Source organism: Pseudomonas sp. B14(2022), from assembly GCF_012030485.1.
Classification (GTDB): domain Bacteria; phylum Pseudomonadota; class Gammaproteobacteria; order Pseudomonadales; family Pseudomonadaceae; genus Aquipseudomonas.
Genome location: NZ_JAAUVM010000002.1, coordinates 301,290 through 316,962 on the forward strand (window position 1 = coordinate 301,290; position 15,673 = coordinate 316,962).

Annotated in this window: 12 protein-coding genes and 2 pseudogenes; 6 read left to right on the top strand and 8 right to left on the bottom strand. The window is 58.2% G+C overall.

Features of this window, described 5'->3' with window-relative positions; genetic code table 11:
* Positions 1–25: 25 nt before the first annotated feature.
* A pseudogene (locus HCF10_RS04845) lies at positions 26–1,366 on the top strand (NTP/NDP exchange transporter).
* A gap of 246 nt (positions 1,367–1,612) precedes the next feature.
* Here the strand turns inward: HCF10_RS04845 and hutH are convergent.
* From hutH to HCF10_RS04880, 7 genes and pseudogenes are all read right to left on the bottom strand, one after another.
* Positions 1,613–3,145, bottom strand: a complete 1,533-nt coding sequence (hutH, locus tag HCF10_RS04850) for a histidine ammonia-lyase (RefSeq protein WP_167654967.1) — start codon at positions 3,143–3,145, stop codon at positions 1,613–1,615.
* Positions 3,142–4,833: a urocanate hydratase gene (hutU, locus tag HCF10_RS04855; protein ID WP_167654968.1), complete on the bottom strand. Its 1,692-nt coding sequence runs from the start codon at positions 4,831–4,833 to the stop codon at positions 3,142–3,144. Before hutU ends, hutH begins: the two co-directional genes overlap by 4 nt.
* A gap of 303 nt (positions 4,834–5,136) precedes the next feature.
* A pseudogene (gene hutC, locus HCF10_RS04860) lies at positions 5,137–5,805 on the bottom strand (histidine utilization repressor).
* A 203-nt stretch (positions 5,806–6,008) separates the two neighbouring features.
* A complete protein-coding gene (locus HCF10_RS04865; RefSeq protein ID WP_159389962.1) occupies positions 6,009–6,773 on the bottom strand; it encodes an ABC transporter ATP-binding protein in 765 nt (254 codons plus the stop codon).
* A 16-nt stretch (positions 6,774–6,789) separates the two neighbouring features.
* Positions 6,790–7,500, bottom strand: coding sequence for an ABC transporter permease (locus HCF10_RS04870; RefSeq protein ID WP_167654969.1), 711 nt, complete (start codon positions 7,498–7,500; stop codon positions 6,790–6,792).
* Positions 7,497–8,225 (bottom strand): ABC transporter permease, encoded by a 729-nt coding sequence (locus tag HCF10_RS04875; protein WP_159994999.1) that lies wholly within the window; start codon positions 8,223–8,225, stop codon positions 7,497–7,499. Before HCF10_RS04875 ends, HCF10_RS04870 begins: the two co-directional genes overlap by 4 nt.
* A 55-nt stretch (positions 8,226–8,280) precedes the next feature.
* On the bottom strand, positions 8,281–9,063 hold the full coding sequence (locus tag HCF10_RS04880; RefSeq protein WP_159994997.1) for a transporter substrate-binding domain-containing protein: 783 nt from the start codon (positions 9,061–9,063) through the stop codon (positions 8,281–8,283).
* Positions 9,064–9,713: 650 nt separating this feature from the next.
* On the opposite strand from HCF10_RS04880, the gene HCF10_RS31905 reads away from it, so the two are divergent.
* Positions 9,714–9,947 (top strand): hypothetical protein, encoded by a 234-nt coding sequence (locus HCF10_RS31905; protein ID WP_205885516.1) that lies wholly within the window; start codon positions 9,714–9,716, stop codon positions 9,945–9,947.
* A 278-nt stretch (positions 9,948–10,225) separates the two neighbouring features.
* On the opposite strand, the gene HCF10_RS04890 is transcribed toward HCF10_RS31905, so the two are convergent.
* Positions 10,226–10,744, bottom strand: a complete 519-nt coding sequence (locus HCF10_RS04890; RefSeq protein WP_167654970.1) for an SgcJ/EcaC family oxidoreductase — start codon at positions 10,742–10,744, stop codon at positions 10,226–10,228.
* A gap of 175 nt (positions 10,745–10,919) precedes the next feature.
* Between HCF10_RS04890 and HCF10_RS04895 the strand changes: the two genes are divergently transcribed.
* Genes HCF10_RS04895 through HCF10_RS04910 form a run of 4 tightly spaced genes read left to right on the top strand, consistent with a single transcriptional unit; the run spans position 10,920 to position 15,542 of the window.
* Entirely contained in the window at positions 10,920–12,107 is a 1,188-nt protein-coding gene (locus tag HCF10_RS04895) for a sensor histidine kinase (protein WP_167654971.1), read from the top strand.
* Complete coding sequence (locus tag HCF10_RS04900) at positions 12,104–12,757, top strand: response regulator (RefSeq protein ID WP_159994991.1); 654 nt, start codon at positions 12,104–12,106, stop codon at positions 12,755–12,757. The genes HCF10_RS04895 and HCF10_RS04900 overlap by 4 nt, the downstream gene beginning before the upstream one ends.
* Positions 12,754–15,081: an ATP-binding protein gene (locus tag HCF10_RS04905; RefSeq protein ID WP_167654972.1), complete on the top strand. Its 2,328-nt coding sequence runs from the start codon at positions 12,754–12,756 to the stop codon at positions 15,079–15,081. The genes HCF10_RS04900 and HCF10_RS04905 overlap by 4 nt, the downstream gene beginning before the upstream one ends.
* Positions 15,078–15,542: a response regulator gene (locus HCF10_RS04910; protein ID WP_159994987.1), complete on the top strand. Its 465-nt coding sequence runs from the start codon at positions 15,078–15,080 to the stop codon at positions 15,540–15,542. The genes HCF10_RS04905 and HCF10_RS04910 overlap by 4 nt, the downstream gene beginning before the upstream one ends.
* Positions 15,543–15,673: the final 131 nt, after the last annotated feature.

Genomic DNA, 15,673 nt, shown 5'->3' on the forward strand with positions numbered 1-15,673 from the left:
ATGAATTGAACCATCATGATTTGGGATGAGCACCTCATTCCTGCAGCTTCGTTTGAGCCAAGGTATCAACGCCGAATCTCAGGAGTTGCTCCCTGCGACTTCAGGCTTCCTGCTATTTTTTTGCTTGTTCACCGGCTGCTTCATGCTGCGTCCGATCCGCGAATCCATGGGCATAACGGTGGGGGTGGAGAATTTGCAATGGCTGTTCACCGCAACTTTCTTCGTTATGCTCGCCGTAGCTCCCATGTTTGCCTGGCTCAGTTCCCGGGGGACACACCTGCACTTTGTCGATTGGGTTTAGGGGTTCATCAGCGTTAACTTGATGATCCTCGCCACACTCTTCCAAGTGCAAAGCGAAAGCCCGTGAATGGCACGTGTTTTCTACGTCTGGATCTCTGCCTACAACTTATTTGTCGTCTCGGTCGCCTGAAGCCTGTTGGCGAACGTATTCGACGGCGTGCAACCCGGACGCTTGTTTGCCTTTATTGCGGCCGGCGCCAGTGTCGGCGGGCTGGTGGGGCCAGCACTCAGCGCGTTGTTTGTCGGTCAACCGAGAGAGACAGGTCTGATGCTGCTGGCGGGTCTATTACTTGGCGCAGCACTGGCACTCAAATACCCGTTGATGCGCTGGCATGAGGTCGGCGGTGCAGGACGCCCCGGAGCCACATCGATGGACAGTCCGAGCATCCTCCTTTCAGCGGCTTGACGCGAGCCCTGAAGTCGACTTACCTACTGGATATATCCAGCTTTATGATGCTGCTCGCAACTATCACGACATTTTTACTGCGAACAAGCACGTTTGATGGTCGAGCTTTTTCCTGACCGTCTGACTCAGATTCGCGCATTCGGAATCATCGACTTCATTGTCCAGGCTGGCACCCTATTCTCGCAGCTATTCCTGACTGGCTGCTTGGCGGAGAGGTTGGGGGGGGGGGGGCGCATGCTTCTGGCGATCGTGCCGCTGCTGATATGCATCGGCTTGATTGAGCTCGCGCTGGCGCCAAGCTGTATCATCCTCACTGTCCTAATGACCGTGCGTCGCATCGACGAATATGCCTTCGCCCGACCGGGCCGGGAGATGCTCTTCGCGCCACTCGACGCCGAGAGTAAATACAAGGCCAACAGCGTCATCGATCTCGTCGTTTATCGCGCAGTCGATGCCATTAGCGGTTGGGTCAATAGTGCGCTTGATATGCTGGGCCAAGTTGGCGGCCTGCTTGCAGTTGTCAGTAGAGTGCGCGCATTGCTCTGAGGCTGCCTGGGATGGAGGCTTGGCAAGCAGGCAGATGAAACTAATGCCAAGAGCTCCGATCTTGCTGCCGGCAATCCGACGCAAGGTTTGCCGGTGGAACGGGCGGGCGCTTAGAGATTCTGTAACAGCGCTTCAGCGAAAATGCGACCGTCATAGGCATCTCCCTGAAACTCAAAATCTCAGGCCATGGCTGTCGTGAATTTTCATGTACTACAAACGCAAAAAAGCTCCACAGCTACAACGACTGCCTGTCGCCAATAGCTGTAGAGCAAAAAACTGCATAAACATTGTAGCTAATGCGTGGAATGACTCGACCAATTCAGCTCACCCGAGACAGGGGCCAAAGGCCCCTCCCCACGACTACAAGCTTGGGAGCAACTTCGGCAACACCAGCTCGTTCAAGCAACGGGAAGCCAACAGCTCGCTCGCCGCGTTGATATCCGGCGCGAAGAAGCGATCTTTCTCGTAGTAGGCCACTTTGCTGCGCAGACTGGTGCGGGCAAGCTCCAGCTTCGCCGAGGTCTTCAGACCTTCGCGCAAGTCTAGGCCCTGGCACGCAGCTAGCCACTCTACAGCGAGCACGCCACGAGTGTTTTCAGCCATTTCCCACAATCGCTTGCCGGCTGCTGGAGCCATGGACACGTGGTCTTCCTGATTCGCGGAAGTCGGCAGGCTATCTACCGAATGCGGATGCGCCAGTGCCTTGTTCTCACTGGCCAGCGCCGCTGCGGTGACTTGGGAGATCATGAAACCGGAGTTCACGCCGCCATTAGCCACCAGGAACGGCGGCAGTTGCGACATATGCTTGTCCATCATCAGCGAAATGCGGCGCTCGCTCAGGGAACCGATTTCAGCGATGGCCAATGCCATGTTGTCAGCAGCCATGGCCACAGGCTCGGCGTGGAAGTTACCACCGGAAATCACATCGCCTTCGGTAGCGAACACCAACGGGTTGTCGGAGACGGCGTTAGCTTCGACGACCAACACTTCGGCGGCTTGACGGAACTGTGTCAGACACGCGCCCATGACTTGTGGCTGGCAACGCAGGGAGTACGGATCCTGAACCTTGCCGCAGTTCTGGTGCGAGTCAGAGACTTCACTGCGCTCGCCCAGCAAGTCACGGTAAGCGCTAGCGGTGTCGATCTGGCTTTTTTGTCCACGAGCGGCGTGGATGCGAGCGTCGAACGGCGAGCGCGAGCCCAAGACTGCTTCAACTGTCAAACCACCAATGGCCAGTGCGCCAGCGAACAGATCTTCGCCCTCGAACAAACCACGCAATGCGTATGCGGTAGACACCTGCGTGCCGTTGAGCAACGCCAGACCTTCTTTGGCAGCCAGTGTGAGTGGAGTCAGACCGGCGATTTTTAGCGCCTCGGTCGCCTCCAGCCATTCGCCTTTGTAGCGGGCCTTGCCTTCGCCCAGCAGCACCAGCGACATGTGCGCCAAAGGCGCCAGGTCGCCGGATGCGCCGACCGAACCTTTCAACGGAATGTGCGGATAAACCTCGGCGTTGATCAATGCGATCAGCGCTTCGATAACAACGCGGCGAATGCCGGAGAAGCCACGGCTCAGGCTGTTGACCTTGAGCACCATAACCAGTCGGACTAGCGCATCGCTGATCGGCTCGCCAACACCGGCAGCGTGGGACAGAACCAACGAGCGCTGGAGGTTTTCCAGGTCGTCGGTGGCGATGCGGGTCGAGGCCAGCAGACCGAAACCGGTATTGATACCGTAGGCGGTGCGGTTCTCGGCGAGGATCTGTTCCACGCAGGCAACGCTGGCTTCAATCTGGGCCGAAGCGCTGTTGTCGAGGGTAATTTTCACCGGGTGCTGGTAGACATCACGCAGTTGGGTAAGGCTCAGTTGGCCTGGGATAATGTTGAGTGTGTTCATGCTTTGGCTCCTTTAACAGGGGTGATCATTGGCAGGTTTAAGCCTTGCTCTTTGGCGCAATCTATTGCGATCTGGTAACCGGCATCGGCGTGACGCATGACGCCGGTCGCCGGGTCGTTGTGCAGCACGCGAGCGATGCGCTCGGCCGCTTCGTCGGTACCGTCGCAGACAATCACCATGCCCGAATGCTGGGAGAAGCCCATGCCGACGCCGCCACCGTGGTGCAGGGAAACCCAGGTCGCGCCGCTTGCGGTGTTCAGCAAAGCGTTGAGCAGTGGCCAGTCGGACACGGCGTCGGAACCGTCCTGCATCGATTCGGTTTCGCGGTTCGGGCTTGCTACGGAACCGGAGTCCAGGTGGTCGCGACCGATCACGATCGGCGCCGACAGCTCACCGCTGCGCACCATTTCGTTGAACGCCAGGCCCAGCTTGGCGCGCAGGCCCAGGCCCACCCAGCAGATACGGGCCGGCAGCCCCTGGAAGCTGATGCGCTCGCGGGCCATGTCCAGCCAGTTGTGCAGGTGGGCGTCGTCCGGGATCAGTTCCTTGACCTTGGCGTCGGTCTTGTAGATGTCTTCGGCGTTGCCCGACAGCGCCGCCCAACGGAACGGGCCGATACCGCGGCAGAACAGCGGACGGATGTAGGCCGGTACGAAACCCGGGAAGTCGAAGGCGTTTTCCACGCCTTCTTCCTGGGCCATCTGGCGGATGTTGTTGCCGTAGTCGAAGGTCGGTACGCCCATTTTCTGGAAGTCGAGCATCGCCTTGACGTGTACGGCCATCGATTGCTTGGCGGCCTTGATCACGGCAGCCGGCTCGGTCTTGGCGCGCGCGCGGTATTCGTCCCAGGTCCAGCCGGCCGGCAGGTAGCCGTTGAGCGGGTCGTGGGCGCTGGTCTGGTCGGTGACCATGTCCGGGCGCACGCCGCGCTTGACCAGTTCCGGGAGGATTTCAGCGGCGTTGCCGAGCAGGGCGATGGAGATCGCCTTGCCTTCTTTGGTGTACTTGGCGATGCGGGCCAGCGCGTCGTCGAGATCCTTGGCTTGCTCGTCGACATAACGACTTTTCAGGCGGAAATCGATGCTGACTTGCTGGCATTCGATGTTCAGCGAGCAAGCGCCGGCCAGGGTCGCAGCTAGCGGCTGGGCACCGCCCATACCGCCGAGGCCTGCGGTCAGCACCCAACGACCCTTGAGGTCATCGTTATAGTGCTGGCGACCGGCTTCGACGAAGGTTTCGTAGGTGCCTTGGACGATGCCCTGACTGCCGATGTAGATCCAGCTGCCGGCGGTCATCTGGCCGTACATGGCCAGGCCCTTGGCGTCGAGTTCGTTGAAGTGCTCCCAGCTCGCCCAGTGCGGCACCAGGTTGGAGTTGGCGATCAGTACGCGCGGGGCATTGCTGTGGGTCTTGAACACGCCGACCGGCTTGCCGGATTGCACCAGCAGGGTCTCGTCGTCGTTCAGGTTGGTCAGGCTCTCGACGATCTTGTCGTAGCACTCCCAGTTACGCGCCGCACGACCGATGCCACCGTAAACCACCAGTTCTTTTGGGTTCTCGGCCACTTCCGGGTCGAGGTTGTTCATCAACATGCGCAGTGGAGCTTCAGTCAGCCAGCTTTTGGCGCTCAGCTTATTACCACGCGCGGCGCGGATTTCGACATTACGGAAATGGGATGGCTTGCTCACCGGTAATCCTCTCGAAATGACTTTCTCAGCCTATTTATTGGTTTAGTGCAACAGATTGCACATAAATATAATCATGTATATACAACCATAATCAAGCAAAATTTTACTCACCTGTAATTGGTCTTTTTGTGACCCGTTCATCCACCGGGGTTGTGCCTATTGCAGATGAAGGGCAAGGCTATTTGAAGAGGTGGCTAGACAGCGAAGTAATGGGATTCAGCAATTCGACAGTCCTGCGCTGTCGCAGGTTATGGCAGGGAATTGACGCGCGCGGCCGCTAAGCGCGACAGGGTCAGCCCCAAGTCATGCACCGAATCGCCCCACCAGACGGTGCCTTGAACCCGGCAAAATCAGGCGCGCAGACGTGACAGACTGATAGCCAGACCAAGTCCGCCGACGAATCAACAAAGCACGCCTCATGACGTGTGATCTGCAACAGCCTGCACTCCTCCTCGTCGGCTAGGATCGCCTCGACCACATGCTCACCCTCAGTCAGAGGAGCGACCTTCGAAAGATAGGATAGGGCGTCTGCATCACGAAATTCTGCCGCAGATAATCCGGAGCCACTGCCGCGTTCACATAGCGATCCTCCAATTGCACCGCCACATTATTCTCGTAGTGCACGATCAGAGAATGAAACACCCGCTGCCCTTCGCGCATCTCCAGCGACAAGGCGTGGTCAGCGCTAGCCCCCTCCTCGCATAGGAGAATCACCTTGCAGTGGTGGTAATGGTCACGCTCGCTGATTTCATCAGCAATGTTGTTGACGGCAAATAAAGCCGATTGACCTTTGCGTTCGGCTACGAACGCCCCCACTCCTTGCATGCGCACTAACACACCATCGGCGGTGAGCTCACTAAGAGCGCGACTTATGGTCATGCGACTCAATCCAAGTTCCTGAGCCAGTTCACTTTCCGAAGGTATACGCTCGTGAGCCGACCAGGTGCCACTCAAGATCAATTGGGTGATCATCTGCTTGACTTCTGCATAGAGCGGCGCGGGGGAATCACTGAGCTGATCGACCCGCGAAGGAAAAATCCTGGATTTCTTCGGCACGTGGCTCTCCTCCTCAAACTGGACAGCGGCCTCCTCCCACCGCAAACGCACGACCGAGTAGGCAGAGCGCGTGCGAAGGAGCATCTGAGCGACCCAACAGTCGCTCGAAGGCATTCCGGTTACTTCAGGTTGCCACTGAGGAACTGCTGAAGGCGCTCGCTTTTGGGATTGCCCAGGACATCTTCAGGGCAACCCTGCTCTTCCACGAGCCCTTGATGGAGGAACAAAACCTGGTTCGACACCTTGCGCGCGAAGCTCATCTCATGGGTCACCATAATCATGGTTCGGCCTTCTTCGGCCAACCCCTGGATAACCTTAAGCACCTCGCCCACCAACTCCGGATCCAGTGCCGAAGTGGGCTCGTCGAACAACATGATCTCCGGCTCCATGGCCAGCGCCCGGGCAATAGCAACCCGCTGTTGCTGCCCGCCGGAGAGAAAGGCCGGGTATTGATCGGCGACGCGGGACGGCAAACCTACCTTGTCCAGGTAACGCCGAGCCCGTTCCTCTGCATCCTTCTTACTGACACCCAGTACCCGGCGCGGGGCCATCGTGATGTTGTCGAGCACTGTCATGTGGCTCCACAGGTTAAAATGCTGAAACACCATCGCAAGGCGCGTGCGCAGACGCTGCAGTTCATCTGCGTCGGCCACATGCATGCCGTGGCGGTCATGGATCATGCGAATTGGCTGGTTATCCAGGCCCATGGCACCGTCGTTGGGCGTTTCCAGAAAGTTGATACAACGCAAGAAGGTGCTCTTGCCCGATCCACTGGCGCCGATCAGGCTGATCACATCGCCTGTCTTGGCATTGAGCGAAACGCCCTTGAGCACTTCGTGGTTGCCATAGCTTTTATGCAGGTTTTCAACGGTCAATTTGTACATGTTCAAACATCCTGAATTAATGAGCCGGGCCGAGGAAAGACAGCCAACGGCGTTCAGCCAGACGGAACAGGCCAACCAGAGAGAAAGTGACTGCGAGGTAAATCGCGGCGGCGATACCGAACGACTGGAAAGTCAGGAACGTTGCCGAGTTGGCGTCCCTTGCGACCTTGAGAATGTCCGGCACAGTGGCGGTGAACGCTACGGTGGTCGAGTGCAGCATCAGTATCACTTCGTTGCTGTAGTTCGGCAGCGAACGGCGCAGTGCAGACGGCATGATGATGCAGGCATATAGCTTCCAGCCGCGCAGTCCAAAGGACTTGGCTGCTTCGACTTCACCGTGGGCCATGCTGCGGATCGCCCCGGCGAAAATCTCCGTGGTGTAGGCGCAAGTGTTCAAGGCGAACGCCAGGATGGTGCAGTTCAATGCATCGCGGAAGAATGCGTCGAGCATGGGCTGGGAACGCACCGCTGCGATGCTGTAAATGCCGGTGTAGCAGATCAGCAGCTGTATATACAGTGGCGTGCCACGGAACAAATAGGTATAGAACTGCACCGGCCAGCGCACCCAAACGCAGGTCGAAACCCTGGCAATCGACAACGGAACCGACATCACGAAACCGAAGAAGAGCGAGGCACTGAGCAGCCACAGCGTCATCGCCAACCCGGTGATGTGGTAGCCATCGTTATAGAGGAAGGGCTTCCAGTATTCCTGCAGTAGCTCGATCATCGCACGGCCTCCCGAGTGCCTGCGGCGTAGAAGATTTCTAGCCGGCGCAAGACGTAGTTCGATGCGGTGGTGATGACCAGATAAATCAAGGCAGCCAGCACCAGGAAAAAGAACAGTTGATAGGAGCTCTTGCCCGCGTCCTGAGCCACCTTGACCAAGTCGGCCAGACCAATGATCGAGACCAGCGCGGTAGCCTTGAGAATGACCATCCAGTTGTTGCCAATACCCGGCAAAGCAAAACGCATCATCTGCGGGAACAGCACGAAGCGGAAACGCTGGGCACGGGTCAGGCCGTAAGCAGTGGCCGCCTCCATCTGGCCACGGGGCACAGCGAGGATCGCCCCACGGAAAGTCTCGGTGAAGTACGCCCCGTAGATAAAGCCTAGAGTTATCACACCGGCACTGAACGGATTGATCTCAATGTAATCCCAACCCATGGCGGCGGTCAGATTGGTCAGCCAGGTTTGCAGGCTGTAGAAGATCAACAGCATCAGAACCAGATCCGGCACTCCACGGATCAGCGTGGTGTAAGCCTGCGCGGGGACGCGAAACAGTGCCGACCTTGAAAGCTTGGCACTGGCACCGATCAGGCCCAAGACCACGCTTAGCAGCAAGCAAAGGAAGGATAACTTGACAGTCATCCAGGAGCCTTGCAGCAACAGCGGGCCGAAGCCCTTGAGACTGAAGCCTGACAGCCCCAGCATCTGCAATATGTTTTCTAACATTGGGGAGCCCTTCGTAAATCAGGAAAACGCCCATCCGCAAATGGGCGCAGCGTCATTATTTGCCGCTGTAAATATTCTGATCACCGAAGTGTTTCTTTTGGATGGCCGCGTAGGTGCCGTCGTCGTGCAGCGCCTTTATACCTTTGTCCACCAGGGTTTTGAGCTCGGTGCTGCCTTTGAGGAGACCCATCGCCGTTTTCGCTGGCAGCAGCTCGTGATCGACTGGCTTACTGACTTCAAAGTCGGCGCCTTGCGGGGACTTCAGGAAACCCATTTCAGCTTGCAGCATGTTCTGAATTGAGGCGTCGAGGCGACCAGTCACCAAGTCAGAATAAACTTGGTCTTGGTTGGAATAGGCCTGGGTCTTGATCCCGGCCTTGTTCAGCACGGCCTTGGCGTAGGCCTCCTCGGTGGTGCCTTGTTCATAGCCCACGGTCTTGCCAGCCAGCGTCGTGATGTCTTCGCTTAGGCCAGAGCCCTTCTTGAACACGAACGAAGTGGGCACCGAAAACAATTCGCTGGAGAAGTCGATGACTTTTTCCCGCGATGAGGTCACGGTCATGGCAGAAATCACGCCGTCGAATTTATTGGCCTTCAGGCCGGGGATCATGCCGTCGAAATCGCTTTCTACCCACTTGCACTTGACCTTCAGTTCAGCGCAAATCGCGTTACCCAGATCAATATCAAAGCCCACCAGGCTACCGTCGGCGGCCTTGGATTCGAAGGGCGCATAAGAGGGGTCGACACCAAAGCGCAACTCCTTGTACTCCTTGGCCACGGCAGAGCCAGCAGCCACGCATAGAGCCAATACTGAAAGGGTCAAAATAGATTTTTTCATTGTTTTTATTCCTAAGAACCAACAGAAGCGCTTGTGGCGCACGAGTACAGTTATGGAGCACGTGTGTCGTTGCACAGAACACACACAGCCCCCCATTTGCGGATAAACGTGTCGAGACGCGTGGTCGACTCTAACGCGCAAATACATACTTGTACAGACAGGCATAGTCAATCAAGCAGCCATTTATCTGGTCGACTGCCTCAAGACGCGTGATGAAGGCCGCATAGTGCCGGGAATACGGCTGATTGAAGCGTCTTCGACACGAGCAACACCCTGACGGTCAACTACCCCTCAGTGCCCCGATCGTCAGTGGGCGGCTTCCCAGGCGATAGCTTGAAGAAGGTAGGTGAGTTCGCTTTGACTCCAGGTTTGGCCTGTGAGCACCAGGCAAGGCCTACTGCCATCTATCTACGTGGCTTTGCTCTCATCGCTGCTGGGATGAAAGGCTGCGACAGCATATTCCATTTTATCGAGCTTAATGCCTTCAATAGGAATTTGGCTGGGCACACTAACCAGCAACATAAAAGGCCCTTATCGGGCCTTTTATGTACTCAAACAAAAAACACTTGGTCCATGACTTAGCGATTGCGGAGCCATGCACGACCTTCTAGACCCTTTTCTACGCTGTCCTCTTCCACGGAGGAACCACAATGTCGAACGCAAACTTACTCCCTTCCCTACTGTACAAGATCAATCAAAATCAATTGGCTCTCGAAGCCGCCATCATGGGGCTTACCGAGCGCACCAGCAGTTCGGCATCAGCATCCGCGGTGAACCCTTCAACAGGCGGCTTGAGCTTTCTTGAGAACTATCCGGTGGAAGAGAAGCAGCCACGCAATATCGCCTTTTTCACCCAACGGGCGCTGGTTGCTAGTGACGGCTAGAAAAGCGAAATAGTCGGCACTTACGCGGTCAGCAACAACAGCGTTTTGAAAATTGTCGGTGAAACGGTGTCGGGCAAAGGCGCGCTATGGATTGAGATACTGCAAACGTCGGTGGCGTAATCATCGGGCGGGAGAAAGACGCAACACTTGGAGGTCAGGAGTTGGCTCATTCTGACCTACATGGGATTTTGCCTTTCAAGCTCGCGTGACGGGTCGAAGGGCGAATATCCACACCCACAGGGCGTGGACATTTGCGAATAAACCCTCTACCGATCCGCTTACTGCTTAGCGTGTTGCACCTGCGCTTCAGGCATCGCCGAAGAATGGTGATTGAGAATCTTCCACTGACCGTCGACCTGTTCGTAGACGAAGGTATAGCGTGCCTGCACCTGACGGATCTTGCCGCTCGCCTCCGTCAGGCTGAAGGTATAGACGCCGCTGTCCATGGCCACGTTACTACCCAGCTGGCGGATTTCGCGGTAGTTGATTTGGCCCACCGGCTTGAGCGCCATAAAGTGATCGAAGTAGTCCTTGATCTGGTCCGGCGTGGTGCGCACCTGATTGGACACCGTTGGCTGCAACACGGCGTCCGGCGCATAGAGGTCGACCACCGATTGAACGTTACCGGTCTGCAACGCGCTGTTCCAACGGTCAAACAAACCAGCAATCTCACGGTCCTTCACGTTGGCAGGCGCTTCTGCCACAGTGCGGTAAACATGCGGGGCCGTCTCCGTTGCTTGAACAAACGGTGCGCTCAAGGCAAAAAGCAGGGCGATGGCCGGGGTTTTGAATTTCATTGCGATACTCCAGTGGTGGTCGTTGAGCACACTTTGCCAATTCGCCAGCCACCCGACATCGGCCAACCGGAGTCATTTATCTATGCCATTTGGCAGATGGCGCCCGGTACGGTTAACAAGGTTTAATGACCTCCCCCTGCGCCCGCGGCGCTTGTCTCAACGCCGGAGTCGAAGCATGCAAAGCCCGCCACACGACTCCGGTAGCGCCTTGGCCATCCGTACCCAATATCGACAATCCGAGAGTCGCGCGGCGCGCCTGCGGCTGTTGGTGGACACCGGACAGGAGTTGACCCGACTGGTCCCGGACGCCATGCGCGAGCGAGTGTTGGCTCGGGCCTGCGCCTTCCTCGCGATGGACCACGGGTTGCTGCTGGAGTGGGATACCGACGGGCTTGTCAGCACCACCGCCCGGCATGGCAGTAGTGATCGACTGAACAGCCTGGAGGTCGTCGCCGACCGCGCAATGCGCACGCCGTACTGGCAGGACCGTCCAGGGGAATCCTTGCCCAATGTGCTGCGGGTGCCGTTACGCGGTGGCGATGGGAATGCCTTTGGCGCCCTGGTGCTGGCCAACAGCTTGCGTCTGCGGGCGCCGGACAATGAAGACAGCGAATCCTTGCAACTGCTCGCCACCCTGCTGGCCGCGCACCTTGAAAACTACCGATTGCTGACAACGCTGAAGAACCGTGATCGCACCCTGTCGGAGCTGGTCAACCGGTTGTTTCGCGCACAAGAAGACGAACGTAAACGCGTTGCTTATGACCTGCACGACGGCCTGGCCCAAACCCTCGCCGGATTGCACCAGCGTCTGCAAGGTTTTGCCGGCCGTTGCCCGACATTGCCGGACACCCTCGGGGCGGACTTGCAGGCGATTCTGGCGCTGGCCCAGCATTGCGTGGTTGAAGGCCGGCAACTGATCGGCGGCCTGCGCCCGACGGTGCTCGACGATTTCGGATTGCTCAAGGCTGTCGACAAAGAAGCCGATCGGCTGCGCGAAGCCGGAATCAGCGTGCACTGGATCGCACGTTGCGAGGCGCGTTTTCCCAGTCAGGTGGAGATCGGTTTGTTCAGGATCGCCCAGGAAGCGATCAACAACATCCTCAAACATGCGCACGCCAAACAGGTACAGCTGGGGCTGGAACTGCACGAAGGTCAGGCCTTGCTGCGGGTGGACGATAACGGCAAAGGCTTTGCTTCCACCGAACTACAAGTCGATACCGACAACGCTCGACATCTGGGCCTCTCCACCATGCAGGAACGTGCCAGCCTGTTGGGTGGACGCCTCACCTGCGTCAGCGCAATCGACGGCGGCACCCAACTGCACGTCGGCGTGCCCGCGAACCTGGATGGAACACCCCAATGACCCACGTCTTACGTCTCGTGCTCGCTGATGATCATGAAGTCACGCGCACCGGTTTCATCGCCTTGCTGGCGGGTCACCCGCAATTCGAAGTGGTCGGTCAGGCCCGCGATGGTCAGGAAGCAGTCGAGTTGTGCGAACGGTTGCTGCCGGACATCGTGATCCTCGACATCCGCATGCCGTTGCTCAACGGCCTGGGCGCCGCACGCCTGCTTCAGCAACGCCTGCCTGCCCTGAAAGTGGTGATATTCACCATGGACGACAGCCCCGACCACTTGGAAGCGGCCATGAGTGCCGGCGCCGTCGGTTACCTGCTCAAAGACGCCAGCCGCGCCGAAGTGATCGACGCCCTGCAGCGCGTCGCCGTCGGTGAAGAAGCCCTCAATAGCTCCGTCAGCGCCCGTCTGCTACGACGCATGACCGAGCGTAATGCGAGTGGCGGCACCCCCACCGAAAACCTCACTGCCCGAGAACGCCAGGTGCTTGGGTTGGTGGCCAACGGCATGAGCAACCGTCTGATCGGCGAGAAACTGGGAATTACTACCGGCACGGCAAAAGCCCACGTCGAACGGGTCATCGGAAAACTCGGGGCGGCTGATCGAACCCAGGCGGCGGTCCGTGGCATTGCTCTGGGCCTGGTGACTCAACAATGAGGGTGTTTTACGCCAGACGCTGGGCCGACCTGCCGCTACGGGGCAAGGCACTGGTGGTGATTTCCCTGCCATTGGTGGTCCTGCTGCTGTCACTGGTGTTGATCTACATCACCGAGCGCCAGACCGCCCGTGCCGAAGAAGACGTGCGCCGGGTATTGCTGGTGCAAGGTGATATCCAGACCGTGCACACATTGCTCGCCGAAGCGGCCGCCAGCGTGCGCGGTTATCTGCTGACACATCGGGAAGATTTCCTGCCGGGTTATCTGAAAGCCAAGCCCCTGATCCAATCTGCCCTGCGCCGGCTCGATAGCAACGTTCGTGATGAACGGGTACGTGCACAACTCACCGCCATCACGCCACTAATCAACAGCAAAATCGATGGCCTGGAGCAAATGCTCAGCGATAGCGAGGCAAAATCCGAGTCGATCACCACCATCCTGATCAATAACAAATACATCCTCGATGGATTGCGCGAGCACATCAGCACCATGCTCACCCTTGAGGACACGTTGCTGGCGGAACGTACTGCGGCGGCATACGCGACCCGCCAGCGGCTGTTGTTCTCAACCTTGCTGGCCGCCCTCTGCGGACTATTCGGTGCCATCGTGGCGGTGCTGTTTTTGTCCAAAGGGATCGTGGCCAGGGTGCAGCAAGTCCAGGGCAATGCCCAACGCCTGGCTCTCGGGCAGCCGTTGCGGCCGCAACGGCCAGAGAACGATGAGATTGGTCAGTTGGGCACTCGTCTGGTGGAGGCCGGCTTACTGCTGGCTGAACGCGAGCGAGCGTTGCGCGACAATGAAGAACGCTTGCGGCTGATCATCGACGGCGTGAAGGATTACGGGATCTTTGCCCTCGACACCCAGGGTTATGTCACCAGTTGGAACGCCGGCGCCGAGCGGATCAAAGGCTATACGGAACAGGAAATCATCGGCCAACACTTCTCGGTGTTTTACCTGGCGCAAGAGTGCCCGCAGCATCCCGAGATGGCCCTGCGTGAGGCCACTCGCAACGGGCACTACATGGAAGAGGCATGGCGCATTCGCAAAAATGGCAGCCGCTTCTGGGCCAGCGTGGTGATCACCGCGCAATACGACAGCAGCGGCGCGTTGCGCGGGTTCTCGAAGATCACCCGAGACATTACCGATCGCCGCGCGGCCGAGATTGCGTTGCGGACCGCCCGCGAAGAAGCCGAGCGCGCCAGCCGGGCCAAAAGCGAATTCCTGTCGCGCATGAGCCACGAACTGCGGACCCCGCTCAACTCGATCCTGGGCTTTGCGCAACTTCTGGACATGGACTCGCTCCCCGGGCAAAAGGCGCAGATCAGTCACATCCTGCGTGCCGGACAGCACCTGCTGACTTTGATCAACGAAGTGCTGGACATTGCCAAAATCGAAGCCGGACGCCTGCCGCTGAACATCGAATCCGTGCCCCTCGCGATCGCCCTGCAAGAAGCCCTGACACTGGTCTCGCCGATGGCCGCCGACGCCGGCATTCATCTGACGCCACTGCCAATGCTGGCCGCTGACAGCGGGATCGTCGCCGATCGACAACGCCTGACTCAGGTGCTGCTGAACCTGCTATCAAACGCCATCAAGTACAACCGGCCTGAGGGTCAGGTGAGCATCGAGGTCAAGATTGATCAGCAACGAATCCATGTGTCGGTCAGCGATACCGGCAAGGGCATTGCGGCTGATCGCCTGGGTCAACTGTTCAAGCCGTTTGAGCGTCTTGAAACCGACCCGAATGTGGAAGGCAGCGGCCTTGGCCTGGCGTTGAGCAAAAGCCTGCTGGAAATGATGAATGGCAGCCTGACCGTGCAAAGCCAACCCGGCGCCGGTTCCCGATTTACCCTGGAGCTACCGTCTGTACGCTTGCAGGAAACCGCCGGGACAGCCGCTGCGCCAATTGATAACCGATCGCTAATCCCTGCACTCGCAGGCCCCGAAGTTCAGGGCAAGATGTTGTGCATCGAAGACAACCTCTCCAGCCTCGCGCTCATCGAAACCGTGCTGCAACGGCGACCGGGGATAAAACTGCTCTCAAGCATGCAAGGGCAACTGGGGCTGGATCTGGCCGCCCAACATGCGCCACAGCTTATCCTGCTGGATGTCTCCCTGCCGGACATCGACGGGCTGAACGTTCTGCAGCGCTTGCGCCAGTCCGCAATCACCCGAACCACCCCGGTGCTGATGATCACCGCCGACGCCAGCGACCTCACGCGTCTGGCCTTGAGCGACGCGGGCGCGACAGCCGTGCTAACCAAACCGATTCACATTCCTTCGTTTCTCGCACACCTCGACCAGTACTTTCCGGAGCCCGTGTGAACACCGACCTGCGCATTCTGATCATCGACGACCAACGCCCCAACCTCGATCTGGTAGAGCAACTGCTGGTACGCGAGGGACTGACCAACGTGCTGAGCAGCACCCAGCCGCTGCGGACTCTGGAGCTGTTCAACAGCTTCGAGCCGGACCTGGTGATTCTCGACTTGCACATGCCCGAGTTCGACGGTTTTGCCGTCCTGGAACAACTCAACCGGCGCATCCCGAGCGGTGAATACTTGCCGATCCTGGTGCTCACCGCCGACGCCACCCGCGACACCCGCTTGCGCGCCCTGGCCCTGGGAGCCAAGGACTTCATCAGCAAACCACTGGATGCTCTGGAAACCATGCTGCGGGTGTGGAATTTGCTGGAAACCCGTGTGCTCTACAAGACTTTGCGCACCTTGGTGCCAGCGGATCAGATCGATCTGCTGCAAAGGCGGAGTTCAAAGTCATCCAACTGAACGCCGCGTCGGCGATGGGCGCTGTGGATCGCAGAGGGGATAGCGGCACCAGACGATCCTTGAGCTACGTTTCCAACCAAACGCTGGCAGACTTTACGTAGCAGTGCAGACTTCAAAACGGTGTATGCGTT